A 26,232-nucleotide genomic window follows, 5' to 3' on the forward strand; every position below is an offset into this window, starting at 1 on the left:
CTATGGTCTCGCCAATCTGATCGACGGATGTGCCACAGCAACTTGCTGAGTATGTTGACACATCCTCCTTCATGATGAAGGAAGGCTACTCCCCAAATGAGTGGGGCAAGCTTAGTCGAACTGTCATGGCGCTGTCAAAGTCAATTACTCTGCCGGTCTTTCACCAGGCGCAGCGTTTGATAAATCGTCATCAACCGGTGGACTAATTCTGTGTGGTTATTAGAGCGAATACGCTCGGATAACTCGTTTAACCCTGCAGACAGCTGCATCAGGCCATAGCCATTTAGCGCCTCGGCCAGGATTTCCACCCGCTCAATCCCACGCCCCCCAAGATGCCGGATCCCCTGCTGTAACCACTGTGCCAGCAACGTTTCGGTGTCTGCCAACGCTTGCTGTATACCCGAACGCTGTTGCAGATCGGCCTGGCGATCCATTGGAAAAGGCTCAGCCTCATCGGCGCACAGCGAGAATATCTGGGTGTCACTGGCTACGGCCAACGGCTCGATAAACAACTTTCCTGACTCGATTTTCACCCTGCCCGAAATCAACCGTGGCGGAGTTGCTGGCGTGAGCATTGCCCTGGCCAATAGCTCTGTAGCCTGAGGGGTGGCACTATCGTAATTTAGTGACACCGTCACAAAATTATCATCACGATCCTCTCCGCTTAAGATATCAATCTGCAAGCACTGTAATGCCGGGTCCCAGCACCAGTCGAGCACCTCACTAATCGGTAAGATATGCAGCTGTTCGATCGGCTGCCTGGGGCGTACAAAATCTGGCAATGCCTGCTGGAGATGACGTTTCAGCGCTGCGGCATCAGGCTGCCTGAGCGGTTCCCCCAACAGCTCCCACGCACGTGCAGAGAGCGGCAACACGCTGGTATATTGCTTACCGCTGGCAATGTCCAACGCCCCGTTTGCCCGGCGCTTGGCGGCATTGGTGATCACCTGGCAAGCCGCCAGTTTTTTAACCGGGTGACCAGCAATCCTGCGGCTGCCTATCGGTGTCGCCACGCCTTGTGGATCGCTATTTTTAGGCCACTGGCGTTCGATCACCATCAGCGCTTGGGAGTCCGGGTCGGTGTAGATCAGATCCACCCCTTCCTGCTGCTCGTCGGCCCAATAACGTGCACCGAGTGACACCAGTTTCAGATGTTCCAGTTGGATCTCACCTTTGACGCCCAGACCAAGAATTTCAGCCGCTGGAAGGCGTGGTAAGCTCTGCTGCTGCGCCTGTTGGTCCATGCACCTGGCCGCGACTAACCGGGCGGAAAGCCCGCTGATGCGCTGCAAGAATTCGACCGGATGATAGCGGCTTGAACGATTATGCTGATCGGCCATCCCTTGCTGAATATCCGCCAGGCTTTCGCTAACCCAGCGCCACTGAAGCTGCTGGGCATGGCGACTCACTTCCGCCATCAGCGGCTTGATGGCCCTCTCTGGCTGGCTGCTGCCGTCCGACCACAGTTTGAGCAGCAATTTATCCAACGACGTTTGTAATAGCACCGCCTCTGGCTGGTCAAATAAGGCGTTTGCCTGCGCCTGTTCTCCGTCAGGCAAGCGGATTTGCAGCGTTAACTGCTCAAAATCCGGCTGGCAGAGTTCGGCCTGCTCAAACCCCCAGACCGCCATCACAATATGCTCGCAAATCGTCTCCTGAATACAGTCACAGCGCGCATGCGCCAGGCTGCTACGGGAGAAAAACCGCACGTCACACATCGGTAAACGCGCTGACGGAGTAGCTTGCGCCCCGCCACCTTTGCTCAACTGCACTACGACGCTGCCTTGGATCAACTTTTTCGCCCGGCTAATGACCGAGAGCGGGACATCACTAAGCTGTTCACTAAATCTGGCCGGTGACCAAGCTGGTACAGGTTCTTGCGGCTGAACATCGTCAGCTTCTGGGGGCAACCCGCTAGCATGTAACGCCTGATAGGCCAGGACCAGCATGACCCGATGGCGGCACATGCTGCTGGCCGGGCAGCTACAGGTCGCATCCCGCAAGGTTTTACCTGGCGGAAAAATGACTTGGTTGCCGTCGCCGAACCTGGCCTCAATACAGCCGTCATCACGCTCTGTCAGTTCAGGCAGTTTTCCTTCTGCGACCTCTTTCTGCGCGCGCTTGACGAAGCCCGCGTTGCTTAACGCCATCAGGGCTTCCGGCGTGAGTTCGAGTAAATCGGAACGTTGAGTCATCCTTGTACCTTTTCTGCCAGCCAGGCCGCCAGTTCGCCGGGCGTCATGGCGCCAATTTGTGCGCCGACCGCGACCAGCCGGTTAGCCATATCACGATCGTATTGTGGATTGGCCTGATGATCCAACGCCGCCAGCCCCAGTACTTTGGCTCCGGTCTGAATGCAGGTACGCACCCGCCGGACCAGCTCACTTTCGCTGCCGCCCTCAAAGAAATCGCTCAGCAATACCACGATCGTGCGTTGGGGATTGGTGATGCAGGACTGGGCATAACCCACCGCCTTGGCGATATTGGTGCCGCCACCGAGTTGCACCTTCATCAGCAGTTCAACCGGATCGCTGACGTCTGCGGTCAAGTCCACCACGGCAGTATCAAAAGCGACCAACCGCGTTTGCATGCCCGGTAAATTCCACAGGCAGGCCGCCATCACGGCGGCATGGATCACCGAATCCACCATGGAACCACTCTGGTCTACCAGCAGGATGATGTCCCAACGTTCACTATGGCGTTTAACCCGGCTCATAAACGCCGGGGTTTCGATAAACAGCTTGCCGTGCTGCGGGCTCCAGCGGTGCAGGTTTTCGGCAACGGTGCGTTTAAAATCAAAGTTACGCGCCACTTTGGCCTGCGAGGGGCGGCGCCGGTCGCGGCTGCCGGAAAATGACTGACGTACGTCACGCGCCAGGCGTTCCATGATCCGCCGTACCACTTCCGCCACCAACCGGCGTGCGGCGGCCAACACCTGCGGGTTCATCAAGTGTTTGGTATGTAACACCGCTTTCAGTAACGCTTCCGAGGGTTCAATACGTTCCAACACGTCAAGATTGGTGACTACATCGTCAATGCCGTAGCGCTCAACCGCGTCCACTTCCAGCCGTTCGATCACCTCTTTAGGGAACAGTTGCTGAATCTCATTAATCCACTCAGGCGTGGTCAGGTTGGATTTACCCAGGCTGGCTCCGCGTTCACCACGGGCCAAACGTTCCGGATCCCGGCCATACAGCCATTCCAGAGCGCTATCAACTGAGCGATAGTGATCGTCTAGTTCACCCAGCGAGGCCTCGGCGGCTTCACCTAACAGCAAGCGCCAGCGTTGTAACTCTGGAGTCAATTGATTTGCCATTACACCAGCCCCCATTGGCCAAGGATTTCCAGCGCCCGCTTTTCTGCCTGTTGCATTGCAGCAATCTCCTGCGGCGTTGCGGCACTAATTTCGCGATTTAACGACGAAACCGGTAGATGACTCGCCTGATGTAGCTCCAGTATCTGGCGGGCAAACTCACCGCGCTCCCTTGGTGGCAGCCAGGCAAATGCACCGCGCATCGCGGGCAAGGCCAGCAGGAAGTCTTCGTCGTCCAATGCGGTAACCAGCTGGTTCAGGCCGTGAACAAAGGTTAAATCCTGGGTCAAGTGGTGGCGCGCCAACGCAATTAATCCGCTGAGCGCATCGCCCATTTTATTGGCTGCCAGGGTGGCCAGCAGCGCTAGCGGCTGTGCGATCGGTGATATGGTATCAGGATGGGTGTCATTCAGGCTGAGTAATGCGCCCAAAGCCGCACCACGGCTTAGCGGATCGGCATCGGTAGACGCGGCTTTTCTTTGCCAAACGGTGAGCGCGCGATCGGCTTCCAGCGTGGGAAATAACGTATTGCGGTCGGTATCAGGCAGTGCGAGCAGATCCTGCGTCACCAAACGGATCGCCTGAAATGCCGCAATGTGCCGATGGCTGTCGGCGGGGTTCACGCCGCCATAGCTTTCACATAGCCACAGCGCGCGGTCGAAGGTTATCTGGATCACCGTCAACAAGATCGCTGATCCTTGCATACCCACGCTTTCACCGTGGCGATACAGCGTGTGGGCCGCTTCCAGCGCGAAGCCGATGTCCTCAAAACTCCCTTCCTGGCTCACCGCCGCAGTAAGCTGTTCTACTACTCGGCTGCTGAAATCCGCCAGCCCGGCCAACGCCGCCTGATTCAGTAATTTAACCAGCGCCACCACCATCCCCTGGCTACCGTGCAACTCCAGCAAGGCTTCTTCCAGCTTGGCCAGTGCCGCATCAGACAGCGTAGCGCCGTAGGAGGCCGCCTCAATCAGCGCAGCAACCTGCTCAAGCGGTGCTCGAAGCTGCCAGTGTTCGCTCATTTCACCCGACATGGCTTGCCCAACGCCCTTCAGGCAGTGGATGCCCGGGATCGCCAATAGCAATAACTGATGTAGGGCTCTGCTGCGCTGGCGATCTTCAGGTTTAAGCAGGTCGAGCTTGACCTCTGAGGGGATCGTAATCGCCAACCGTTCAAGTTCGAGCTCCAGCGAAATCAACAACGGTGGGCGTGGCGTATTGTTTGCCAGCTTGCCGTGAGACTCTCCGGCCAATACCGCCATCATTTGTACCAGGATGGGTTCGGTTCCTGGCCGTAAAGGGCCGCGATAGGTCCACGGCAGCGGGACATCCATCGCCTCTTTCACCAGCGAACCGGCCATGGCATCCAACCAGTCATTGCGTAACGGCAACTGGTGGCCGCGCAGCCGCGCAAGTGCCTGAACCCGTAGATAAACTGCGCCCATATCAGCGGTCGATGCCGGAAGGTTAAGCTTGCGCAACCGCTCTAGTATGCGCTGGAAAGCGTATAGTCCTGCCTGCTCCAAGCCAAATTCCCACACCCACTGCTGGAACGCCGGTGACGGCATGCCCGAGGCATAGCCGGTGAAAGCATCCAGCCGCTTATAGCTGTAGGGCACCAAATAAGAGCCGGTGGTGTATTGAGCGTCGCCTTGCCAATCGTCAAAACATTGGCTTATAGCGGGCAGCTCAGGCTCATGTTCTTCACTGGGGAGGTTTTGCCACAGCTTCATCAAGGCAGGTGCGTGATAGCCGCCACACACCACTAACACGGCCCCGTCCCGTTGATCCATGGCCCAGCGGATCCAACGGGCCATCATGGCTTCACGATCCTGGTTCCCCTGCGAACCGGGAACCTCTCCGCGTAACCGTTTGAAATAGTGGCTTAGACGTTGCTCCAACTCCTGCACATCGCACTGATCTTCAAATAACCGATCCCAAAGCGCATCGCTCCCCTGAATGCCCAGCTCTTGGCTCAGTGCCTGTTCAAAATCCTCTGCCCGTTGCTGCTGTTCGGCATCGGCTAAATCGGCGTAGCGGTTAGCAATATCGGCAAACGCAGCATGCCAGGCCGGCAGATCCATAAAGCGCATTTCCGCCTTGATCGCCCGCGCTTGTTGCAGAGCCTGCCACTCTGGAGAATGCTCGGCAAACGGTGACCAGGAACCTCTGCGCACGCCCTGCCCAGGCTGTTGCGGCACGCCATAGCTATAGATAGCCAGCGGCAACTGATGTGGCAAAAACAGCTCATCAAGCCGGGAGTTGAAGTCCATCGGCCCTTCTATCAGCACGTAGCGCGGTTTTAGCGTGTTAATTCTCGCCGCTACCAGCCGGGCACAGGCCGGGCTGTGGTGGCGGATACCGATGATTTCCGGTGATTTATTCATTACGCAGCGCCTTTAAGGCAAACGGTGTCTGGCTTGGTAATAGGCCCGCCAGTGGTTACCGGGCTTTTTCGCGACCTTCTGCTCAAAATAGCGCCTGAGTTTTGCCCGATCGTCCGCATTGTCTTTGACCACCGTCCCGGCGATACACTCCACCAAATCGGCAGGCTCACCGCTACGCTGTTCAAGAAACCACGCCCGCACTCCCACCGCATGGGCTACGTTCACCGCCTCGGCGGTCGACATCACGGCGGTTAACCGATCCATGGCGCTGTCGCCGCCTTTACCCGCTGATTTCTCACCGCCGCGCAGATCGCGGAAGGTGGTGACCAGCAGTTCCAGCACCTCAACGGGGACGGTATGAGGAATGGCGCTCTTTTCCAACAGCCGGTTGGACGCCGTAGCCACCAAGTCCAGTTCCTGTTGGAAGTCCATGATCGGAAATACGGTCTCAAAATCAAAGCGGCGCTTCAGGGCGGCACTCATTTCGTTCACGCCGCGGTCACGGGTGTTGGCGGTACCGATAATGTTGAACCCTTCCTGCGCATACAGCAGGTTATGGTCATCATTCAGCTCGGGGATGGTCATCACGCGATCGGACAACATGCCCAGCAGGCAGTCCTGCACTTCCAACGGCGCACGAGTGATCTCTTCAAAACGCACGATTTTGCCGTCGCGCATGCCTTGATAAAGCGGTGCCGGAACCAGCGCTTTCAACGAGGGCCCTTCGTTAATCAGCATGGCGTAGTTCCATGAATACTTGATCTGATCTTCGGTAATCGATGCCCCGCCCTGGATCGTCAGGCTGGAGGTGCCAGAAATGGCGGTCGCCAGCAGTTCAGACAGCATGGATTTGGCGGTGCCCGGCTCACCAACCAACATCAGGCCGCGGCCAGTCGCCAGCGTCACCAGCATCCGCTCAATCGAGGCCACGTCGGCGACAATTTTGCGCTCAATGCCCAACTTTTCGTCACCCAGAATAAAGCGCCGGGCGGCATTCAGGCTCAGTGCCCAGCCCGGCGGGCGCGGTTGGTTATCCAATTCAGCCAACAGGGCAAGTTGTTCTGCGTATTGAACTTCCGCTGGTGGCCGCTGCATTTTTTGTTGTTCAGACATAGGGATGGATTCTCTTGGTAGGCGGTACGATCCCGACATACGTCGGGATCAAGGCAAGCTTAGGCGCGCAGGGCTTCCATATCGCGGATCAGTTCGCTGATGACGATGTCATCCACAATAGTGAACGGTTTGCGTTCTTCGGTTCGCTGCCAGTAATACTGGCCGTCGTCGATCACCACCGTCTCCAGCGTCTGTTCAGGGTATTCATCGACCATGCCCACGATAATGCAGGGTTCAAAGGACAGGCTAAACCCTAACCGGCGATCGATGGGTTTGATAAAGTCCATGATCGCGCCGCCGTCCTGGGCATCGCCACGGCGCCAGCCTTTGTTAGCCAGCCCAAGAATACGACCAGTGGGGACTACGGCCCCTTTCCAGCGCAGCAGCTCACGGCTTTCCCGCTCTTGTTCGGTCAGGCTGTAAGTATCACGGCCTAACTGGACGAACGGTTGCAACAGCTCATAGTCGGCAAACAGCTGGCCGAAACCTGCCGCCTGGTGCTCAGGCAACTCCAACGCGTGCGGAATACCAATGCGCACGTTATCGCCCTGCGGCAAGGTGTATTCATCATCCTCTGCGGTGGTCAGGCTGCCGTCTTCGGCAACGCGGAAACAGTCCACCAATTTGCCGCCGTGTGTAGAATCATCGTCCATCAGATAGACGCCCCAAGCCAGGCGTTGCACCAAGTGACGAACCAGCGGATGGCGCACCAAGAACAGTTCGAACAGCTCAGGTGTCCAGCGGCGACGCTGGCACATGGCAATTTCCAGGCGCACCACTTGCTGGGCGGCCACGGTGCGGGCATCTTTTTTCAGCAGCTTGAAGATGTTCACCGCTTCATTGGCCAGTTCCTGATTGTCGGTCTTTTTCGGCTTCGGCAGGTCTTTCAGGCGGGTGCCATCCATATCGCGCACGAACGGTTTCAGGGTTTCATCGAAGCTGACGGTAAACTGGCGATCGCCAAAGTTCAGCCGCAGCGAGCCGTTTTCATCCAGCCCTAAATCCGGCGCTAAACGATCCTCCAATTCCTCAATGGTTAACTCGCGGGCTTCGGCAATGGCCGCAATCTTTTCCCGCGCCCGATCCTGCAAGCCTTTAAATTTGACCTTCTGCGCGATACCGTTCAGCAGCATCAGCGCCACGTCGGAACCAATCTGATTCAGCACTTCCAGGCCGTTAACCGCCCGCTGGTGCTGAGCCTCTCCCGGCCAGGCACGAATAAACGGCGTGAGCTTGCGTGCGGTGTCATCGGTACCAAACAGGCCGAGAGACATAAAGGCCCAGCCCTCTTTTGACGGCGCTGCAGCAAATAACCATGCCGAGAACATATCCCAGGCAAAGTCCGCCAGTGAGTCTGGATCGCAAGCCTGTTTTACCTGATTGATCCCTTCATACAGCCCCTCACTGACCGGGAAGCGCAGCATGGTTCCCAAGTGTTCCAGCGCGCTGTCCGGTAAGGCTTTTTTACTCGTTTTCAGTAACGGACGACGCCAGCCAGCGGGTTGATAAAAGTCAGGAGATTTGCTGATTTTACTCGGGAAGCGATCGAGCGGATCTTCATCCAACATAGCGCGCAGTGCGTCGGTTACCTCTGGATCGCCGTAAGCCTCACCGGTCTGCATAATCAACGCTTCGTGCCCCTGCGTGGCCAGCATCCGTAACGCCGAGGTAGCACAATCTTTGGCTTCCCCTTTTTTGCCTAATGCCGCAGGGATCAGGCCGATAGCGCTATGGTGCGGATATTTACACAGCCACTGTTGGGCTTCGCTACGCAGCGTTTTCAGCTTGAGGTAGGCACGGGCAATCAGCGGGGCCAATTCGCTGGCGCCCACGTGACCCCAGACATTGGTCAGTTCTGTTGGGCGAGAGCGCACCGCGTTGATCAGGCCAGGTAGCGCCGCTTCACCAAATTTGGCCACCATATACTCCTCACCGCTACATTGGTGAGTAGATAAACTGCTCCATAACGCCAGTGCCATCTCATCGGGCAACAGAGAGGTAAAGCGCATACTAAAGTTTGACCAACTGGTTTGTTCAAGCTGAGCCTTCCAGGCATCGATCAGGCCCTGGGTATCGCGGTTTCTGATGGCAATGGCTGCCGTTTCGTTCTGGCTCTTTCTGTTACCTGATTGATAAATCTGGAAACCCAGCTCATTGGCCAGCGTGTTCATATTTTTTGCGGCAGCCTGATAGCGTTTTTCTTCCCAGCCATTCAGCGCTAACCACCGTTTTTTCTCTTCATCGGTTAAATCGAGTACCGGTGCCAGCACCTGTGGCTCAAGTACCAGGACTGCCGCTTCGCGTTTTTTCTTTTTCTGTAGCCAAGGCGGGCTGACCAGCACCAGGGGTAAATCAGCTTCATCGGCTAATTCAACCGGACCAGATACGCGGGCAATCAAATCTTGCACCTGGGCTTGCGCGGCCCCGCTCATCCAGGGAAGCAACTGGGCCACTTGCTCAGGATTGGCCAGCAGCAGATTGCTTAAGCAAGCGCTCAGCATGCCGCTGTCTTTATTGTTAGAGGCCAACAGCTCGGCAAGCGCCGGGATCGATGCCAACGGCCAGCGGTGCGCGGCGTCGATAAACCGCGCCAGAAACGCTTTACCCTGGCCGGAAACCTGTGCCAGCGCGGTAATTGCTGCTGGCGTACCAATACAGGCCAGAGCATCACCGGTAAGGGTAATTTCCGGCTGGTAGGCCAGGATCGGTACCGCGTTAACGCCGCGCTCTGCAATCAGCGTAGCGATACTAAATTCACAGTTAAGGAATGCAGCATGACGATAGGTAGAACGGCTCATTACGCCTAAAGACTTCAGGACAGACTCGTCGGTGGCGACCAATTGTAGCCATGGCGTGACGTCACTATCCCCTTGTTGGAGCAACTCACCGGCTAACCGGTTCGCGATATCTGGGCGTTCAGGCAGTAACAAGGCAATCAACGGCTGGCGGCTAACATGCAGCTGCGGCAAGCCCGCGAGCAGTTTATCCACGCAAATCTGCCATTCGGCCTCATCGGCACAAGCCAGGAACTTACGGAAATGCAACTCAGCGCAGCTATAAGGGGACATCCACGAACCGCTTAGCGGCTCTGCGATATCTGTATTGAGGTAATAACTGTGCTTTTGCGCATCACTATCCCAGTTTGATTCAACACAGATCCCTTGCGCCAGTAATAGCACATCAATCGCGTACGGCAATCCCTTTCTGGCCACTAAAAAGTCGGTAATATCTGTCTTGTTATCGCCGTAATAACGGTTGCTACCGGCATTGCATGCCAGGGCAAACAACACCGCATCTGACTCAATGGTGCCGTCCATCTGCTGATCGGCCAACCGTTGCCAGCTTGCAACATAAGTCTGGCGCAACTCCGCAGACGAGGAGTCAAAGTCAGTCTGAAAATCGTCACTTTTATAGAGGTGGTTGCGAAGCTTGATCCAGCTCTGCTTATCGTTTAGCTCTGGCTTTTCGCCCGGATGGGCGCGGTTGGCCAATGCCTGAACGCTTAAATTCTTCGGTAAGGAAATCGGTTCACCATTGGCTAACCACGGTGGTGTTTCGCCCGCAGGTTTAGCGATGTCCGAAGAGGTCACGGATTGCGAGAGTATGGTGGCAGCAGAGACCGGAGGCGCACTTTCTGCTGGGGTATCGCTTATGGACTCAGCGCGGGGTTTTTCTGCTGGTTCGACCTTCGGTTTTGGCGCTGTGGCGCCAATCGTGGCGTTTTCATCAACGGCGATTTCAACGTAGCCTTTGCCGGTTTTTTCCTTCACCAGCTTGGTCATGGCAGCCGAGGCCTTGGCTTCGTTATCAAAACTCTTGGTCTGGCTTTGCCCTTGCGTACCAATCTTGCCCCAGCGCAGGTTTAAATCACTGTCCGACTGCTCGATTTGCCAAAATTTGTTTGATTTATCATCTTTGAATTCGAAATGACGCACCGCTGTCTCCCTGGGGATCAATTTTCCATAAAATAACGCGTGGGATTAAGTTATCAGATATTTAGGCTATGAATAGAGGGACCGCATGGAATTTGGGAAAAACGCCATGCGGTAAGATTGATGACAAAGCGATGCGCACACATGCTGCGCCCACGGCCCCTCTTAAAGATAACAGTGCAACTGTATCACCCGCTTAACCGTTGTTAATGCCTCACGCAATGGTCACTTCACCTTGGCCATCAGTGATTCACCGATGGCGTAAAACTGCCCGCCGGCAATATAGTGCAGGCTTCGCAGTGCTGGTTCGGCGGTGTCAAAATGCCAGTGGCCATCTTTAAATACCCGCGTATCGGACCAGGCACCGGTCACTTCGCCAATAAACAGATCGTGGGCCTGCTGATTATGGGGCTCCGGGATCAGCCGACACGCCAGCCAGGCGGAGCATCCGGCCACAAAAGGCAGTGGCCGATCGTCAAAACTGAACAACTCGACGCCACAGTTTGCCAGTTTGTCGGGTTCGGTATGCAGGCTGCGGTTACCGACCTCATAGGTCAGCTGTAGCTGAGCCGCAGTGGGTATCTGGATCACAAAGCACCCACTTTGCTCGATCAGCTCACGGGTTTTGGTCATCTTGTCCAGCACAACCGTCAGCTTCGGCGGCGAGAAGTCCAGCGCACAGGCCCAGGCGGCGGCCATCACGTCAATAACACCGTCGTGGCCTGCGGATACCAACACCGTTGGGCCGTGATTAAGCAGGCGATAGGCCTTTTCCAAGGCCACGGTGGCAATAGGTTGGTTCATCATTTCTCTCTTAAAGTTAGGCTGGGCCAGATACATCATCGTAGCGCGGCCGCGAACCATTGTGAAAGAGATGTCGGTGGCAGTCGCATCGGTGACAACGTCACTCTTGTGTGACAGGCTGCCCTCTGTGATAAAACTGACTCCACAGCGCCATCAACAACCCGAGCCCCGCTAAAATGGCGGCCACAAGATAGGTGAGTTGTAAACCTACCGCGCTCCCTAACCGTATATCGCTAGTTGCCGAAGCCAAGGCGAATATGCCCCCCATGGCGGAAGCCCCGATGATAAAGCCAAGGTTGCGCGCCAGATTTAACAGACCAGAAGCGACCCCACGCCGCTCGATGCCAACCTGTTTGATCACCGCCGTGTTGTTGGCCGCCTGGAATAAGGTATAGCCTGCGGTGATCAGGCAGATCGGCGAGATATAGCCCAAAACGCCCTGCGTAGGTGACACCATCGATAAGGTTAATGCTCCCAGGCAAACTCCAAGTAATCCCAGGCTAATCATCCGCGGTGCCCCGAAGCGGTCGACCAGATATCCCGATGGCACACCCGCCAATGCGGCGATCAGCGGCCCGGCGGACATTACCAAGCCAACCTGCTGTGGCGCTAACCCTAGCCCGTGTGCAAGATAAAACGGCCCTACCACGAAGGACGTCATGATCACCGCACTCACCAGCATATTAGTTAGCAGGCCGCTGCTCAGGATTGGCTGACGCAGTAGGGCCAGTTGGACCAGCGGGCTTGCCACTTTTCTCTCAACCCAGACGAACGTGCTGGCCGCAACGGCGGTTCCCAGCAGCAGCAGGCTATTGAGCGAGCCGAAATGGTCGTGCCCTAACGTCATGGCCAGCGAAAATAGCGCCAGCGTCAAACCGAGCAAGGCCATTCCAACGAAATCAAAGCTCCTCTGTTTTGTTACCTGCTGCGGATCGGTTTGCGGGAGATAGCGATAAACGCAAAATAGCGCAACGCCCCCCAGCGGCAGGTTGATCAGGAAAGTTGACTGCCAGCCGAACCCGGCAATCAAAACGCCACCCAGCGTAGGGCCAAGCGCGGTCCCCACTGCGGACAAGGTGCCAAGCAACCCCATAGCCCGTCCGACCTTATCCTTGCTGATGGTTTCACCAACTAGCGCCAAGGTGATGGCCATCATCACTGCTCCCCCTAACCCTTGCGCAACGCGGGCCGCAATCAGCCACCAGATGGTCGGAGCGACAGCACAACCCAGCGAGGCGAGCATAAACAGGCCCAGTCCGGCCAGTAACAACTTGCGACGGCTGATGATATCCCCCAACCGTCCAACGCCCACAATCAGCGTGGTGATCGCCAGCAGATAGGCGATCACCACCCACTGCACATCTTGAAACGAAGCGCCGAACACCTGCGCTAATGTGGGTAGGCTGACGTTGGTGATGCTGCTGCCTAGCGAGGAAAGCAGCGTTGGCAAGGCCAGGCTGATTAGCCCGCCACGCAGGGTTGTTAGGTCATTTGATGCTGCGGATTTCATGGTTGGCTGACTCCTGAATTAACTTGTCAGTCAGCCTAAGGCAAACCATGACATGGCGGAAGACGCAGGGTATGCAGTTTATAAGTGCACCAAACGCCATAGCTGAGAATCGGGCGCAGCATGCAGCGCCCCTACGGTCGGACATGTAATACCTGTGAGCATTCTCACAACTCCGTGACAAAGCCGGGGGCGAGCAAAAAATAGGAACTGTATAAACAACCGCTGGCAAGCCACTCTTGGCGCTCTCGGTATACTCAAGGCGAATCAACCTGAGTGAGTAAGTAAAATGAAAACAACAGAAATCGTCTCAGACAGTTATGTGAAGGTCGGCGTACGGGAAAAGATGGGCTATGGCTTCGGCGATCTGGCCTCCAACCTATCGTTTGGCTTTGTCTCCCTGTTCTTACTGTTTTTTTATACCAATATTTACGGCATCAGCGCGGTACAGGCGAGCCTGATCTTTGTGATCGCCCGTGTACTGGATGCGATTTTTAATATTTTTGTCGGTTACTTTATTGATAAAACCCAAACCCGGCACGGCAAGCTGCGCCCTTACCTGCTGTACGGCGCGGTGCCCTTGGGGATCTTGACGGTCCTGTGTTTCAGCACCTTTGACAGTGACTATAAATTTTATTACGCGCTGATCACCTACACCCTCTATTGCCTGGCCTACACGGCGGTCAACACGCCCTATTCGGCCATGACCAATATGCTGACTCAGCACGAAGGCTCGCGGGCTTCGCTGTCGGTTTACCGCTTTGTGTTGGCCATCGTGGGTTACTTGATTGTCTCGACCACTGCCGACATGCTGATTTCACAGTTTACCGATCAGAAGATGGGCTATGTGTTTGCCGTCAGCTGCTTTAGCCTGTTGGCCACCTTTTTCTTCCTGGCCTGCTTTGGCATGACCAAAGAGCGGGTGAAAAGCCTGCCAGATCAACAGGCTCCCACGCTTAAAGAGATGATCACCGCCGTTTCCGGCAACCTGCCGTTAATCCATCTTTCCCTGTTCACGGTGTTTTTCTATATCGCCTATACGGTATGGATGGCCATTGCGATCTACTTCATCAAATACACCCTGGGGGATGAAAGCTTTACCGCCAAATTCTTCATCATCCAATCTGCGGCCTATGTGGTGGGGACGGTGATTTCAGAAAAAATCATCAGCCTGATGGGCAAAAAGAAAATGGTCCAGTTGGGGCTGCTGATCGGGATTGTCGGCTTGCTGTTCCAATACTTCCTGGCAGGAGATAACGCCTACCTGATTATGACCGGCGTGTGCCTGTACAGCATTACTCTGGGGATGGGCTTTGTCGCGATGTGGTCGATGATTGCCGATACCGTGGAGTACGCCGAATGGAAACACGGCGTACGTACCGAAGGGGCAATTTATGGCTTCTTTAATTTCATCACCAAAATTGCCATGGCGATTGGCGGCGGTTGTGCTGGCTTGATGCTCGATTACTTTGACTATTCGTCCGAGCATATCAGCGCCAACGCGCTCAACGGCATCAATATGATGATGACGCTGTTCCCCGGCCTGATGTTTGCCCTGGGTATGCTGTTTATCTTCTTCTACCAGTTGGATGAGCACACCTACCGAAATATCATCAAAGACATTGAATTGCGCAAAGCTAGCGCGCAGTAACCAGCAGGTATCCCTATGAAAAAAGATTTCCACGCCATCATTGCCGCCATGACTGCCGAAGAGAAAGTGGCGCTGCTCAGCGGTAGCGGTTTGTGGCGCACAGCCAGTTTCCCGCAGCATGGCATTAGCGACATTGTGATGACGGATGGCACCTACGGCGTCCGTTACAGCACCAGCCAGATCGAACAAGGGGAAAATTGGCATATTAGCGATTTTCTCGCCGTGATTGGGCAAAGCGCAGGCGAGGTAGAGCAGGAAGAACAAAAAGGTGGCTCTGAGGCGCTGTTCAGCAAATCCAAACCGGCTACCTGCTTCCCGAATGGTTCTACTCTGGCCTGTAGCTGGGACGTGGACCTGGTGTACCAAATGGGCGAGGCGTTGGCCAAAGAGTGCCAGGAGATGGGCGTCGGTATTTTGCTTGGCCCGGGTATCAATATTCGCCGCACGCCTTTGGCAGGCCGTGGCTATGAATATTACTCGGAAGATCCGGTGGTCAGCGGTGACGTGGCCGCAGCCCTGATCAACGGGCTGCAGGACGGTGGCGTGGGTGCCAGCCTGAAGCACTTTGCCGCCAACAACTCGGAATATCGCCGCACCGAGATGGATTCGGTGGTGGAAGAACGGGCGCTGCGGGAGATTTACCTCTCGGGATTCAAGCGGGCAATCGACAAATCCAACCCCTGGACGGTGATGTCGTCCTATAACCGGCTCAATGGCGTGCAAACCTCGCAACATCACTGGCTGCTAACCGAGGTGCTGCGCAATGAGTGGCGTTATGATGGGCTGGTGATGTCCGACTGGTACGGCATCAAAGACCGGCCCGCTTCTTTGCTGGCGGGTAACGATTTGGCCATGCCGGAAACCCAGCGTGATAAACAGGAGCTGTTGCAAGCGATCGAACGCGGAGAGATCCCTACAGAGATTCTCGATACAGCCTGCTTGCGGATGTTAACCCTGCTCGACAAGGTGCAGCGCCACCGCAAGCCGGGCACCAAGGCCGATTACCCGCAACATCATCGCTTGGCACAACAGTTGGCTGTCGAATCGATGGTGTTATTGAAAAACGAAGGGAATATCCTGCCGCTGCAAGCCGGCAAGAAAACCACCATCGCCGTATTGGGTAAACCGGCGCAGGAGCCGGTGATCCAGGGCTCGGGCTGTGCTACCACCGTGCCTTACATGCTCGATCGTCCGCTGGATGAAATTTTCGAGGTGGCTGGTAACGACTTCCAGATCGATTATGCCATCGGCACACCCGATGATAATCACGTCGACCCGCAAGCGCAGGCACATGCGGTTGAGCTAGCCAGCAAGGCGGACGTTGCCGTGGTGTTCGTCAGCACTGCCATTGGCGAAGATGGCGAAAACGGCGATCGCCGGGATCTGAATATCTTGCCTAGCCATGAAGCGCTGATCCGTGCGGTAGCCAAACGGCAGCCTAATGTGGTGGTCGTGTTGGCTAACAGCGATGCGGTGGTGATGCCTTGGCTATCAGACTGCAAAGCCCTGCTGGAGACCTTCTTTGCGGGCCAGGGCATGGGCCGTGCGGTGGCGGATATTCTATTTGGCCGGGCCAACCCCTGTGGCAAGCTGACGGTTACGGTGCCTAACACTCTGGAAGAAACTCCGGCCTGGCTCGATTACCCAGGTGAAAACCTGCGCCATCACTACAGCGAAGGGCTGTATGTCGGATATCGCTACTACGACCGACGTAAGCTGACGCCGCAGTTCCCATTCGGTTTTGGCCTGAGCTATAGCCAGTTTAGCTATGCCAAGCTGGCGACTTCGGTCACGGAACTTGAGGAGGGGCAGCCCTTAACCGTCAGCGTTGAGGTGACCAACCGTGGCGATCGGGCCGGTAAAGAGATCGTACAGCTTTACCTGACTGCACCGCAGGGAGATCTGGCACGTGAAGTCCTGGCGTTGAAAGCCTTTGCCAAAGTGCACCTTGAGGCGGGTGAAAGCAAAATGGTGACTATGACGCTCGAATGGCCGGACTTTGCCTGTTTCCATCCAGGCATGGCCGCTTGGGTGGTCGATCCTGGCGAGTACCAGCTTCACGTAGCGCGTTCTTCGCGGGATATTGCACTGAGCACGGTGGTCAAGCTGTGCGCCAAGCCCTATTATTTACCGCTAAAGGTGGATAATTCGTTGCAACAGCTGATCGCTACCCCGCCGGCTTTTGACCGCGTGGTGAAGTTATTGGTCAGCAAAAACGGCATGCCGGAGGCGCTGATGCGCGAAAAGCTCATCGCGATTGCTCCGGATCTGTTCTGCGGCCTGTTTATCGCCCTGACGGAGTTCCTGGCTATTGCTATTACTCAGCAGGAGTTGGAGGCTGTATTAGCGGAGCCTGCTGGGAGCCATTGAGCCGCCAGTCCCTCACCCCAACCCTCTCCCACAGGGAGAGGGAGCTGGTACGGTGATGTAATTTGGTTAAGAGCGATAGGTATGAGGTGTTGGTTCGATGCAAAGGTTGAACACAGGGATCACACGGTGGCACGGGCTGTCCCCTCTCCTTGGGGAGAGGGTTAGGGTGAGGGAGAAAGATCCCACCCCCGTATTTTCATCACCAGCCTCTGGGGATAAATAAGCCGATGTTTCCTTTCTCTGTCACCCGGCAACCCAAGCCGCAATCCCATCCGCAGGCGCAAGCAGCGATCCATGAGGGCAGCGGCTATGAACTGATCTCGTTTGACGCCGAAAAGCTCAACGTTTTCGCCGCCGAGGTTTACTACTGCGAACCCCATTGGCACTCTGCCCCTGAGCTGATCTGCATCTTGTCCGGCGAGTTTTCCGTGACCCTAGGCCATGCCACCTCGGTAGCCAGTGCGGGCAGCATGTTGTATATCAACCCGGATGAAATTCATTCTCTTGAAGCTCGCGCCCCAAACAGCCAACTGCTGACCATCCAGTTTTCCCCCCATCTGTTTGATGAAACCCATCCGGCCCCGCTGATATTTAATCAGGGCGACCGCGCAACAGAGCGGCAAATTAGCAATGCCGTGATCGCCCTGCTCGATAACCTGGTCACCGCACCCCCCTCGTTTACCCGCATTGCCCTGGTTTATCATCTGTTGGGCACGCTTGCCGCCGCAGCGCCAAACCAGGCAGATCAACAGCAGGTTGGCGTCAGGAAAAAAGACCAACAGTTGGTCAAATACGGTATTGAGTTTATCAACCAGCATTTTGACGATGAGCTCAACCTGGCCACCATTGCCGAGCACGCTGGCGTCAGCTACCACCACTTTTCCCGTATCTTCAAAAAGATCAGCGGCTACAATTTTAAAGAATATCTGACCATGATCAGAATTAATAAGGCCAAACTGCTGCTGAAAGACACCAATATCCCGATCACCGACATCAGCTACACCTGCGGTTTCAGCGGCCATAAACAGCTGATTTTTGCCTTTAACAAATATTGCCGCATGACGCCAACCGAGTTCCGAAAAAGCTACCTTACCGCCATCAATTCGGCGGCAGAGCTGCAGATCATGACCGATTTCCGCTGCCTGCCACTGGATCGGCAGATCGTTGCACGTTTACAAAGCTTCAACGCTGACCCGCAATAATTAAAATAATCATTGCCCTATGCCGCCCATGGCTATACTTACCGCAGTAGCTACCGCAGGTATCGCCGTTGCCTGAACTCTCCTGTCTTAACTGTCTGTGGAGCCGTGCCCATGAGCAAATCAGCTAAAACTCCCCGCCCTGTTAAAGCCCCAAGCTATCTGGATGCTCTACTGCCGATAGTGACGTTGATTTTGCTGGTCGGATCTTCCGTTGCTCTGTTTGGACTTGAAGCCGTCAACGGTCCTTTGCAGGTGGCCATCATCCTAAGCACCATGATCACCGCTATGGTCATCCTGAAGAATGGCCATAGCTGGGAGGAGGTTTCCGAGTCTGGCCGCAAAGGCATTGCCACCATCTCGGGGGCCATTTTTATCCTGTTTTCCGTTGGGGCGCTGATTGGCACCTGGAACATGTCCGGCACCATTCCTACCATGGTGTATTACGGCATTATCATGATCACCCCCAACTGGTTCTACCCGATAGCCTTTTTGGTCTGCGTTGGCGTCTCTTTAAGTATTGGCAGCTCCTGGACCACGGCGGGCACCTTGGGAGTCGGGTTGGTTGGGCTGGCCAATATGCTGGGGATATCACCAGAAATTACTGCTGGTGCCGTAATTTCCGGGGCTTACGTGGGTGACAAGATCTCGCCGCTGTCTGAAAGTACCGTATTGGCCGCTCAACTCAACGGCGTCGAATTGTATAAACATATTCGCGCCCAGCTTTGGACCACCATTCCGGCGGCGGTCATTGCCCTGATCGGTTTTATTCTGTTAGGGCTAAATCAGCACAGTGCCTTTGATGCCACCATCACCAACAACGAACTGACCCGTTTTAACGAACTATTCCACATCACCCCGTGGAACCTGTTGCCGCTGGTTTTCCTGTTGGCATTATCGGTAGCCAAGGTGCCCGCCCCGTTAGCCATCATGTGCTCGGCCTTGATGGCGGGGATCATGACGTCCTTTATGCAACCGCAGGTGATCGAACGCTTTATTGTCGAACCCGGTCTTGCCAGCCCGCTGTTGGCCATCAAGGCGGCCTGGCTGGCGATGGCGACCGGCTTCCAGGAGAACTCAGGTATAGAACAGATTGATGCCCTGCTGTCACGCGGCGGTATGGACAGCATGTTGTTTACGATCTGGCTGATTATCGGCGCGGTGACGTTTGGTATTATGGTGGATGACTTCGGCCTGCTGAACAAACTGGTTACGCCGCTGCTGCTGCGGGCCAAAACCGTGGGCAAGCTGTTTACCTCGGTGGTTGCTACCGCGATTGGGCTGAATATTGCCGCGGGCGATCAGTATATTGCGCTGCTGCTACCTACCCGGCTGTACCGTGCCGAATTTGCCAAGCGGGGGCTGGCGCCTGAGAACCTGTCGCGCATCGTTTCGGATGCCGGGATTGTCACCTCACCGCTGATCCCCTGGAACTCCTGCGGCGCTTATATGGCTGCGGTACTGGGTGTCTCGACCATGGCCTACATGCCGTTTGCCATCTTTAATATTGCCGCACCGCTGATCACTCTGGCACTAGGCATCACCGGCTTTAATATTCGCCATATCCCGGTGGCTGCCCCGTCAGAAGGAGATAATCCGAGCCGTAAAGCGGTTGAGTAACAACAACCGTGAAACTAATACCGAGGCCACAAAAACCAGGACCAGTAAGGTAAATTTAAGCGTGGCGTCATTAAAGTCATACAGCGTAGTAATGAAATAGAACACGCTGTAGTGAACGATATAGACGCCCACCATCGCTGGGCTGATAAACTCCACGACGCGGGTAAGCAATCGGCTCTTGATGGCGATATTATCAAACAGGATAAACAGCGCCAGGCTCATGCCCAACAGGTGCAAGTGCTCCAATACAAACCAGCCGGCGACGCTGATCTGGGTATGGGTTGATAGGTAAAGTTCGTAGAAATACATGGAGATACCGATGGGGATCACCAGCAGCCTGGCGGCCCACTGCACGCTGGGTTTTTTGGTGAACCTGCGACCCGGTGCTTCCCCCAGCACATGGCCAATAATGTAGTAGCCGCCCCAGACCCAAATAAACGAATAACTGGAGATAAACAGCGGGTCATCTTGGGTATCCAACGGGCTGAAAATGTCCAACAGGGCAATAACGGCAACCAGCCCGGCAAACACGGCCGCAGTGATTTTCAAATGTTTAATACCCTTAAGGATGATGGGGTAAATTAAATAGATGATCCCCATATTGAGTAATATGCCATTTTGTAGAATATATCCCTGATGAATGTATTGGGTTTTGATCAAGGATGAAACAATGTTCCAGAAAATCATGATCAGGATAATGGATTTTATTTTCACCATGATTTCTTGCCTGGTGAGTTTCTCCACCTCATCCATATAACCGATAATGATAAAAAACAACGGTTTGGCGATAATAGATACAAAGTACAATATGCCCATGGTATTCGCATGGAGGAAACACTCGAAGGCACACATTTGGCTGGTCGAGAAGAAGGTGACGGCGGCAAAACAACTTAAACTCTTTAATGCCTGCTGGCTGACATTGTTGATCATGGTTTTCCATCCATCACCGGGTTGACGTGACACACCCTACTGTTTTTTATAAAAATAATCTTAGTACATTAACACTCACTGCACAACGCGCATCTTTAACCATGATCCGAATGACTACTCATATCATAGGAGTTTTCCTAGAATCCGATAGACAGGTTTTGATATATTAACTATTTTTATACAACCTGCATTTTTATGCTTGAAACACATTGAGCCCCCAAGCCAGTAACAACCCGTTACTTTTTATTATGTTATTGATTTTATTTAAAAAAATGACAAATATAATTATATCTGCAAGTTACAACCCGCCAAAATAAAGCATTATCATCAATTTCATTAGCTTTAAAGGATTGTTAATCAAGAATATTCTCATGATTGGTTTTTTATTCCGTCAGGCGACGGCGTTTCACCTGCAATCGGAATCAACAGTGCTGATGTTGAAGAAAAAAGTTATTTGCGACAGGAAAATTTGCCGGTTATGACTATGATTTAATCGTAAGTCGGTTGGTAACGTTATCCTTTAATTACGCAATACTTTATTTGACTTGGTGTCAGTAAGGAAAACCATGACGAGCTCATCAACGAATAAACTGTCCCTATGGTCACTCACCGCACTGGTAGTGGGCTCCATGATAGGGGCCGGTATATTTTCTTTACCGGCTACCTTTGGACGCGCTACGGGAGGGTTTGGTGCCATTATCGCCTGGTGTATTGCGGGCGGCGGGATGTTAATGCTGGCCTTTGTGTTTCAAACGCTGGCGCAACGTAAACCCGATCTCGATTCCGGCGTGTTTATCTATGCCAAAGCCGGATTCGGTGATTATCTAGGATTTGCCTCTGCACTTGGCTTCTGGGCCGGGACCTGTATTGGTAACGTCTCTTACTTTGTGCTGATCAAATCTACCCTGGGGGCCTTCTTTCCGATATTTGGCGACGGCAATACTATTCCCGCGGTGTTGTTTGCCTCGGTCATTCTTTGGGGATTCCACATTCTGGTACTGCGCGGGGTTAAAAGCGCTGCGGCGATCAACACCATTGCCACCATCGCCAAAATCCTGCCGATCCTCATCTTTATCATTGTGCTGATCTTTGCCTTCAAAAGTGACGTGTTTGCACTCAACTTCTGGGGAACACCAGAGACCGCAGCCTCTGCAGCCTCTTTGGCAAGCGTGGGCGATCTCTCTCACCTTAACGACTACGGCTATGTAGGTCATGCCGCCGCCGCCATCGTCCCGACCGCGGAACCCGAATCCCTGTTCAGCCAGGTGCGCAGCACCATGTTGGTAACGGTATTCGTCTTCCTGGGGATTGAAGGTGCCAGCGTCTATTCCCGCTATGCCAAAGAACGCAGCCACGTGGGGATTGCCACGGTGTTGGGGTTCATCGGGGTGCTGTGCCTGTTGGTGCTGATCACCATGCTGTCTTACGGCGTGCTGCTCCGTCCCGATCTGGCGGCGTTGCGCCAACCTTCGATGGCGGGCGTGTTGGAAGCTATCGTTGGGCGCTGGGGGGCGATCTTCATCAGCGTGGGCCTGATTGTTTCGGTACTGGGCGCTTATCTCTCCTGGTCTTTGCTGGCGGCAGAAGTGCTGTTTTCCGCCGCGAAAAGCAAGAGTATGCCGAAAGTGTTCGCTACCGAAAACAGCAATGCGGTGCCCTCTTCTGCCGTCTGGCTGACCAACATCACCATTCAAGTGTTCTTAATCCTGACGCTGTTTAGTGATTACGCCTTCCAACTGGCGCTCGAACTGACCAGTTCCCTGACGCTGATCCCGTACCTGTTGGTGGGTGCCTATGGGCTGAAGCTGGCCATGACCGGCGAAACCTACGAAACCGACAAACGCGATCATAAAAAGGATCTGATCTTCGCGCTGATCGCCACCTTCTACGCACTGCTGATGCTGTACGCCGGTGGTATGAAGTATCTGCTGCTCTCCGCCATCATCTATGGCCCAGGCACGCTGCTATACATTATGGCCAAACGTGAACAGCACGCAAAAGTGTTCACCCCGGCCGAGATGGGGCTCTTTGTAATCGTTATGGTCGCCGCCGTTGCTGCAATCTACAGCATTGCCACTGGCGTTATCACAATCTGATCGAGGCAAGTCATTATGTCGACTAAAAAAAAGACGCAGTCCAAGTTTGGTGTTCATTCAGAAGTAGGGAAATTACATAAAGTCATGGTCTGCGCCCCTGGCAAGGCGCATAACCGGCTAACGCCGAGTAATTGTGATGAGCTGTTGTTTGATGACGTGCTGTGGGTTGAGCGCGCCAAGCGTGACCATTTTGACTTCATGACCAAGATGCGTGAACACGGCGTGGACGTGGTGGAAATGCACAACCTGCTGGCTGAAACCCTGGCGCTGCCCGAAGCCAGAAAGTGGATCCTGGATCAGCAGATTGTGCCTAATGAAGTGTCACTGGGGATCTTGAATGAAACCCGCAGCTTCCTTGATGGCCTGGCACCACGGGCGTTGGCGGAGGTGCTGATCGGTGGCCTTTCCACTACCGAGCTGGCCAAAGAAGGCTATGCCGACCACGAAGAGCTGAAACTGATCCGCGAAGCGGTAGGCATTACCGAATACCTGCTGCCACCGCTGCCGAATACCTTATATACCCGTGATACCACCTGCTGGATCTACGGCGGCGTGACCTTGAACCCGCTGTATTGGCCTGCCCGTCACGAAGAAACCATTCTGACCACGGCGATCTACAAGTTCCACCCAGACTTTGGCGAAGCCAATGTTAACGTCTGGTGGGGGGACCCAACGGTGCACCACGGTACCGCCACGCTCGAAGGTGGGGACGTGATGCCGATCGGCAACAAAACGGTGCTGATTGGGATGAGTGAGCGTACTTCGCATCAGGCGATCACCCAGCTGGCCGCCGCGCTGTTTGCCAACAAACATTCCGGCGTTGAACGGGTGATGATTGCCGCCATGCCGAAACTGCGTGCCGCCATGCACCTGGATACGGTCTTTACCTTCTGCGACCGCGATGTAGTGACGCTCTACCCGGCTATCGTCAATCAGATCAAAACCTTCTCGCTGCGCCCGGATTCTGGCCCAACCGGCATGAAGCTGAGCCGCGATAAAGGCACCTTTGTTGAAGCCATTGCCGGAGCACTGAACCTGAAAAAACTGCGGGTGGTGGAAACCGAAGGCAACGACTACGACACCGAACGCCAACAGTGGGACAGCGGCAACAACATGGTGGCGCTCTCTCCTGGGGTGGTGCTGGCTTACGACCGTAATACCAAAACCAATACCCAACTGCGTAAAGAAGGGGTTGAGGTGATTGAGATTGTCGGTAGTGAGCTGGGCCGTGGCCGTGGCGGCGGCCACTGTATGACCTGCCCGATTATCCGCGATGCCATTGATTACTAATCGCCAGGCGTGATCGGAAAAGGCCGGATTTTCCGGCCTTTTTTATGCTGAAAAAATCACTGCGCATCTACGCGATGAATATCCCCGATTCAAAGTCCTGCGGTGACAATTTTAGCAGCCGCAGCCAACACGTCTTTGCGGGCTTCGGCATTCTGCTGTGGCTGCGTGAAATAGGTCACCAACACCAACGGTGCGTGGTTAGCTGGCCAAATCACGGCGATATCGTTAGTGGTACCGTAATCACCGCTGCCGGTTTTATCACCGACCACCCACGTGGTTGGCAGACCTGCGCGAATGCTGGCTCCGCCGGTAGTATTCCCCTTCATCCATTCAACCAGTTGAGCACGCTGTGGTTCACCCAGCGCTTTGCCCAAGGTCAGGTTTTGCAGGCTTTTTGCCATCGCCTGCGGCGAGGTGGTGTCACGCTTATCACCCGGGATGGCGGTATTTAAAGTGGGTTCGGTACGATCGAGACGGAAGGTTTTATCGCCGATAGTACGCGCAAATTCTGTCACTTTTGCCGGGCCGCCAAGATGCTCAAGGATCTTGTTCATCGCCGTGTTGTCACTGTACTGGATAGTGGCGGCGCTGAACTCGGCCAGGGTCATCCCGGTATCCAGATGTTTTTCGGCGATCGGGTTGTAGTTGACCAGATCGGATTGTTTGATCTCCATCCGCTTAGCCAAAAGATTTTTATCCGTCTCGCTCTGTTTTAACAACGCCGACACTGCCATCACCTTGCTGGTGCTGCACATGGGAAAACGTTCATCCCCACGATACAGGATCTGCGAATTATCGGCGGTATCGATCAGCGCCACGCCCAGGCGGCCACCGGAGTTTTTCTCCAGTTCAGACAGTTGCTGCTGAATATTGGCCTTGGCATTAGCGGGTTGCGCCCATAACGGTGCGCTACCGAACAGCAACGGCATAACCGTAGCGACCATCAGGGTGGTTTGACGTAATGTATTTCTAACCATGTTTTGCCTCACATAAAATGGATTAACGCAGCGGAGTTCTTTTCAGATGGCGGGAAATATCCTCTGTTAGGCCGTTATTGACAAGCGACAAGAATTTTCTCTAGCATAAAGAAAATCTTTTGGATAATACCCATGCGCTCTAATCTTCCCCTGAATGCCCTACGTGCTTTTGAGGCCTCTGCCAGACATTTGAGTTTCACACGGGCAGCGCTGGAGCTCTATGTTACCCAGGCCGCCGTTAGCCAACAGGTGCGGCTGCTTGAAGAACGCCTGGGCATGGTGCTGTTTAAACGCTTACCCCGTGGTTTAGAAATGACGGAGGAATCACGGGCGCTGTTTGCCGTGTTAACCGACGCCTTTGGTCATATTGAAAAAGCCTTCCGGCAGTTTGAAGGGGGACAATTCCAGGAGGTGCTCACCGTGGCCGCCGTCGGCACCTTTGCCGTGGGCTGGCTGTTGCCGCGTCTTGATCGGTTCAGGCAAGAGCATCCTTTTGTCGAACTGCGGTTGCGCACCAACAATAACGTCGTCAATCTGGCCGCCGAAGGGCTGGATTTCGCCATCCGTTTTGGTACCGGTTTGTGGCCATCAACCCATAACGAAATGCTGTTTGATGCTCCGTTGACCGTGTTGTGTACCCCCGCTACGGCTAAGCGGATCGTTACCCCTGCCGATCTGCTGCAGGAGGATTTGCTGCGTTCTTACCGTGCTGAAGAGTGGGAAAACTGGTTTGCCGCCGCTGGCCTGCAGGCGGTGAGAGTGAATGGCGCCATCTTTGATTCATCCCGTCTGATGATCGAGAGCGCCATCCATTCCGGTGGTGTGGCGTTAGCCCCAGCGAAAATGTTTGCCCGGGAGCTCGCCACCGCACAGTTGGTGCGCCCTTTTGCTACCGAAATCAACATGGGCAGTTATTGGTTAACCCATTTAAAATCGAAGGCAATGACCCCGGCGATGGAAATATTTAGCGAATGGTTACTGAAGGAAGCGGCAGAAGATAATACGTAGGGGCGCAGCATGGCTGCGCCCCTCGAGTTTCCAGA

Annotated in this window: 16 protein-coding genes and 1 riboswitch; of the genes, 7 read left to right on the forward strand and 9 right to left on the reverse strand. The window is 54.6% G+C overall.

Features of this window, described 5'->3' with window-relative positions; genetic code table 11:
• Window positions 1-10: 10 nt before the first annotated feature.
• Window positions 11-107, reverse strand: a riboswitch (yybP-ykoY riboswitch).
• Window positions 108-140: 33 nt separating this feature from the next.
• The 7 genes from KGP21_RS14620 to KGP21_RS14650 form a co-directional block, all read right to left on the reverse strand.
• The gene (locus KGP21_RS14620) at window positions 141-2,195 is read right to left on the reverse strand and encodes an SWIM zinc finger family protein (RefSeq protein ID WP_223535466.1); all 2,055 of its coding nucleotides are present in this window, start codon (window positions 2,193-2,195) and stop codon (window positions 141-143) included.
• Window positions 2,192-3,316, reverse strand: a complete 1,125-nt coding sequence (locus KGP21_RS14625; protein ID WP_209522960.1) for a VWA domain-containing protein — start codon at window positions 3,314-3,316, stop codon at window positions 2,192-2,194. The genes KGP21_RS14620 and KGP21_RS14625 overlap by 4 nt, the downstream gene beginning before the upstream one ends.
• Entirely contained in the window at window positions 3,316-5,700 is a 2,385-nt protein-coding gene (locus KGP21_RS14630; protein WP_223535468.1) for a DUF5682 family protein, read from the reverse strand. Before KGP21_RS14630 ends, KGP21_RS14625 begins: the two co-directional genes overlap by 1 nt.
• A gap of 12 nt (window positions 5,701-5,712) precedes the next feature.
• Window positions 5,713-6,813, reverse strand: coding sequence for an AAA family ATPase (locus tag KGP21_RS14635; RefSeq protein ID WP_021806411.1), 1,101 nt, complete (start codon window positions 6,811-6,813; stop codon window positions 5,713-5,715).
• A gap of 59 nt (window positions 6,814-6,872) precedes the next feature.
• The gene (locus tag KGP21_RS14640; RefSeq protein ID WP_223535469.1) at window positions 6,873-10,748 is read right to left on the reverse strand and encodes a DUF4132 domain-containing protein; all 3,876 of its coding nucleotides are present in this window, start codon (window positions 10,746-10,748) and stop codon (window positions 6,873-6,875) included.
• A gap of 222 nt (window positions 10,749-10,970) precedes the next feature.
• On the reverse strand, window positions 10,971-11,549 hold the full coding sequence (locus tag KGP21_RS14645; RefSeq protein WP_218520385.1) for a flavin reductase family protein: 579 nt from the start codon (window positions 11,547-11,549) through the stop codon (window positions 10,971-10,973).
• 100 nt (window positions 11,550-11,649) lie between these two features.
• Window positions 11,650-13,059 carry an MFS transporter gene (locus tag KGP21_RS14650; protein WP_223535471.1) on the reverse strand — a complete coding sequence of 470 codons (1,410 nt, stop codon included), beginning with the start codon at window positions 13,057-13,059 and terminating at the stop codon, window positions 11,650-11,652.
• Between the two features lie 286 nt (window positions 13,060-13,345).
• On the opposite strand from KGP21_RS14650, the gene KGP21_RS14655 reads away from it, so the two are divergent.
• The 4 genes from KGP21_RS14655 to KGP21_RS14670 all read left to right on the forward strand — a co-directional run bounded on the left by KGP21_RS14655 (window position 13,346) and on the right by KGP21_RS14670 (window position 19,896).
• On the forward strand, window positions 13,346-14,707 hold the full coding sequence (locus tag KGP21_RS14655; protein WP_223499543.1) for an MFS transporter: 1,362 nt from the start codon (window positions 13,346-13,348) through the stop codon (window positions 14,705-14,707).
• A 15-nt stretch (window positions 14,708-14,722) separates the two neighbouring features.
• Entirely contained in the window at window positions 14,723-17,077 is a 2,355-nt protein-coding gene (locus tag KGP21_RS14660; protein WP_223499545.1) for a beta-glucosidase, read from the forward strand.
• Between the two features lie 227 nt (window positions 17,078-17,304).
• Complete coding sequence (locus KGP21_RS14665) at window positions 17,305-18,279, forward strand: AraC family transcriptional regulator (RefSeq protein ID WP_218519343.1); 975 nt, start codon at window positions 17,305-17,307, stop codon at window positions 18,277-18,279.
• Between the two features lie 111 nt (window positions 18,280-18,390).
• Window positions 18,391-19,896, forward strand: coding sequence for a Na+/H+ antiporter NhaC family protein (locus KGP21_RS14670; protein ID WP_059200833.1), 1,506 nt, complete (start codon window positions 18,391-18,393; stop codon window positions 19,894-19,896).
• Here the strand turns inward: KGP21_RS14670 and KGP21_RS14675 are convergent.
• Window positions 19,858-20,826, reverse strand: a complete 969-nt coding sequence (locus KGP21_RS14675; protein ID WP_021806418.1) for an acyltransferase family protein — start codon at window positions 20,824-20,826, stop codon at window positions 19,858-19,860. The two genes, KGP21_RS14670 and KGP21_RS14675, sit on opposite strands and share 39 nt — an antisense overlap.
• A 566-nt stretch (window positions 20,827-21,392) precedes the next feature.
• Here KGP21_RS14675 and KGP21_RS14680 point away from each other — a divergent pair.
• Both KGP21_RS14680 and arcA read left to right on the forward strand, forming a co-directional pair.
• Window positions 21,393-22,922, forward strand: a complete 1,530-nt coding sequence (locus tag KGP21_RS14680; RefSeq protein ID WP_037375919.1) for an amino acid permease — start codon at window positions 21,393-21,395, stop codon at window positions 22,920-22,922.
• Between the two features lie 15 nt (window positions 22,923-22,937).
• On the forward strand, window positions 22,938-24,212 hold the full coding sequence (arcA, locus tag KGP21_RS14685) for an arginine deiminase (protein WP_021177942.1): 1,275 nt from the start codon (window positions 22,938-22,940) through the stop codon (window positions 24,210-24,212).
• An 89-nt stretch (window positions 24,213-24,301) separates the two neighbouring features.
• Here arcA and KGP21_RS14690 read toward each other — a convergent pair whose 3' ends face one another.
• On the reverse strand, window positions 24,302-25,189 hold the full coding sequence (locus tag KGP21_RS14690; protein WP_021806421.1) for a class A beta-lactamase FONA-11: 888 nt from the start codon (window positions 25,187-25,189) through the stop codon (window positions 24,302-24,304).
• Between the two features lie 132 nt (window positions 25,190-25,321).
• Between KGP21_RS14690 and KGP21_RS14695 the strand changes: the two genes are divergently transcribed.
• Window positions 25,322-26,197: a LysR family transcriptional regulator gene (locus KGP21_RS14695; RefSeq protein WP_021177940.1), complete on the forward strand. Its 876-nt coding sequence runs from the start codon at window positions 25,322-25,324 to the stop codon at window positions 26,195-26,197.
• Window positions 26,198-26,232: the final 35 nt, after the last annotated feature.

The sequence above is a fragment of the Serratia sp. JSRIV004 genome (genome assembly GCF_019968705.1).
GTDB lineage: Bacteria > Pseudomonadota > Gammaproteobacteria > Enterobacterales > Enterobacteriaceae > Chania > Chania fonticola_B.

Bases quoted from the DNA above. Each gene is read 5' to 3' on its own strand.
- KGP21_RS14620 (WP_223535466.1), bottom strand. From the start codon at position 2,195: ATGACTCAACGTTCCGATTTACTCGAACTCACGCCGGAAGCCCTGATG.
- KGP21_RS14625 (WP_209522960.1), bottom strand. From the start codon at position 3,316: ATGGCAAATCAATTGACTCCAGAGTTACAACGCTGGCGCTTGCTGTTA.
- KGP21_RS14630 (WP_223535468.1), bottom strand. From the start codon at position 5,700: ATGAATAAATCACCGGAAATCATCGGTATCCGCCACCACAGCCCGGCC.
- KGP21_RS14635 (WP_021806411.1), bottom strand. From the start codon at position 6,813: ATGTCTGAACAACAAAAAATGCAGCGGCCACCAGCGGAAGTTCAATAC.
- KGP21_RS14645 (WP_218520385.1), bottom strand. From the start codon at position 11,549: ATGAACCAACCTATTGCCACCGTGGCCTTGGAAAAGGCCTATCGCCTG.
- KGP21_RS14650 (WP_223535471.1), bottom strand. From the start codon at position 13,059: ATGAAATCCGCAGCATCAAATGACCTAACAACCCTGCGTGGCGGGCTA.
- KGP21_RS14655 (WP_223499543.1), top strand. From the start codon at position 13,346: ATGAAAACAACAGAAATCGTCTCAGACAGTTATGTGAAGGTCGGCGTA.
- KGP21_RS14660 (WP_223499545.1), top strand. From the start codon at position 14,723: ATGAAAAAAGATTTCCACGCCATCATTGCCGCCATGACTGCCGAAGAG.
- KGP21_RS14665 (WP_218519343.1), top strand. From the start codon at position 17,305: ATGTTTCCTTTCTCTGTCACCCGGCAACCCAAGCCGCAATCCCATCCG.
- KGP21_RS14670 (WP_059200833.1), top strand. From the start codon at position 18,391: ATGAGCAAATCAGCTAAAACTCCCCGCCCTGTTAAAGCCCCAAGCTAT.
- KGP21_RS14675 (WP_021806418.1), bottom strand. From the start codon at position 20,826: ATGATCAACAATGTCAGCCAGCAGGCATTAAAGAGTTTAAGTTGTTTT.
- KGP21_RS14680 (WP_037375919.1), top strand. From the start codon at position 21,393: ATGACGAGCTCATCAACGAATAAACTGTCCCTATGGTCACTCACCGCA.
- arcA (WP_021177942.1), top strand. From the start codon at position 22,938: ATGTCGACTAAAAAAAAGACGCAGTCCAAGTTTGGTGTTCATTCAGAA.
- KGP21_RS14690 (WP_021806421.1), bottom strand. From the start codon at position 25,189: ATGGTTAGAAATACATTACGTCAAACCACCCTGATGGTCGCTACGGTT.
- KGP21_RS14695 (WP_021177940.1), top strand. From the start codon at position 25,322: ATGCGCTCTAATCTTCCCCTGAATGCCCTACGTGCTTTTGAGGCCTCT.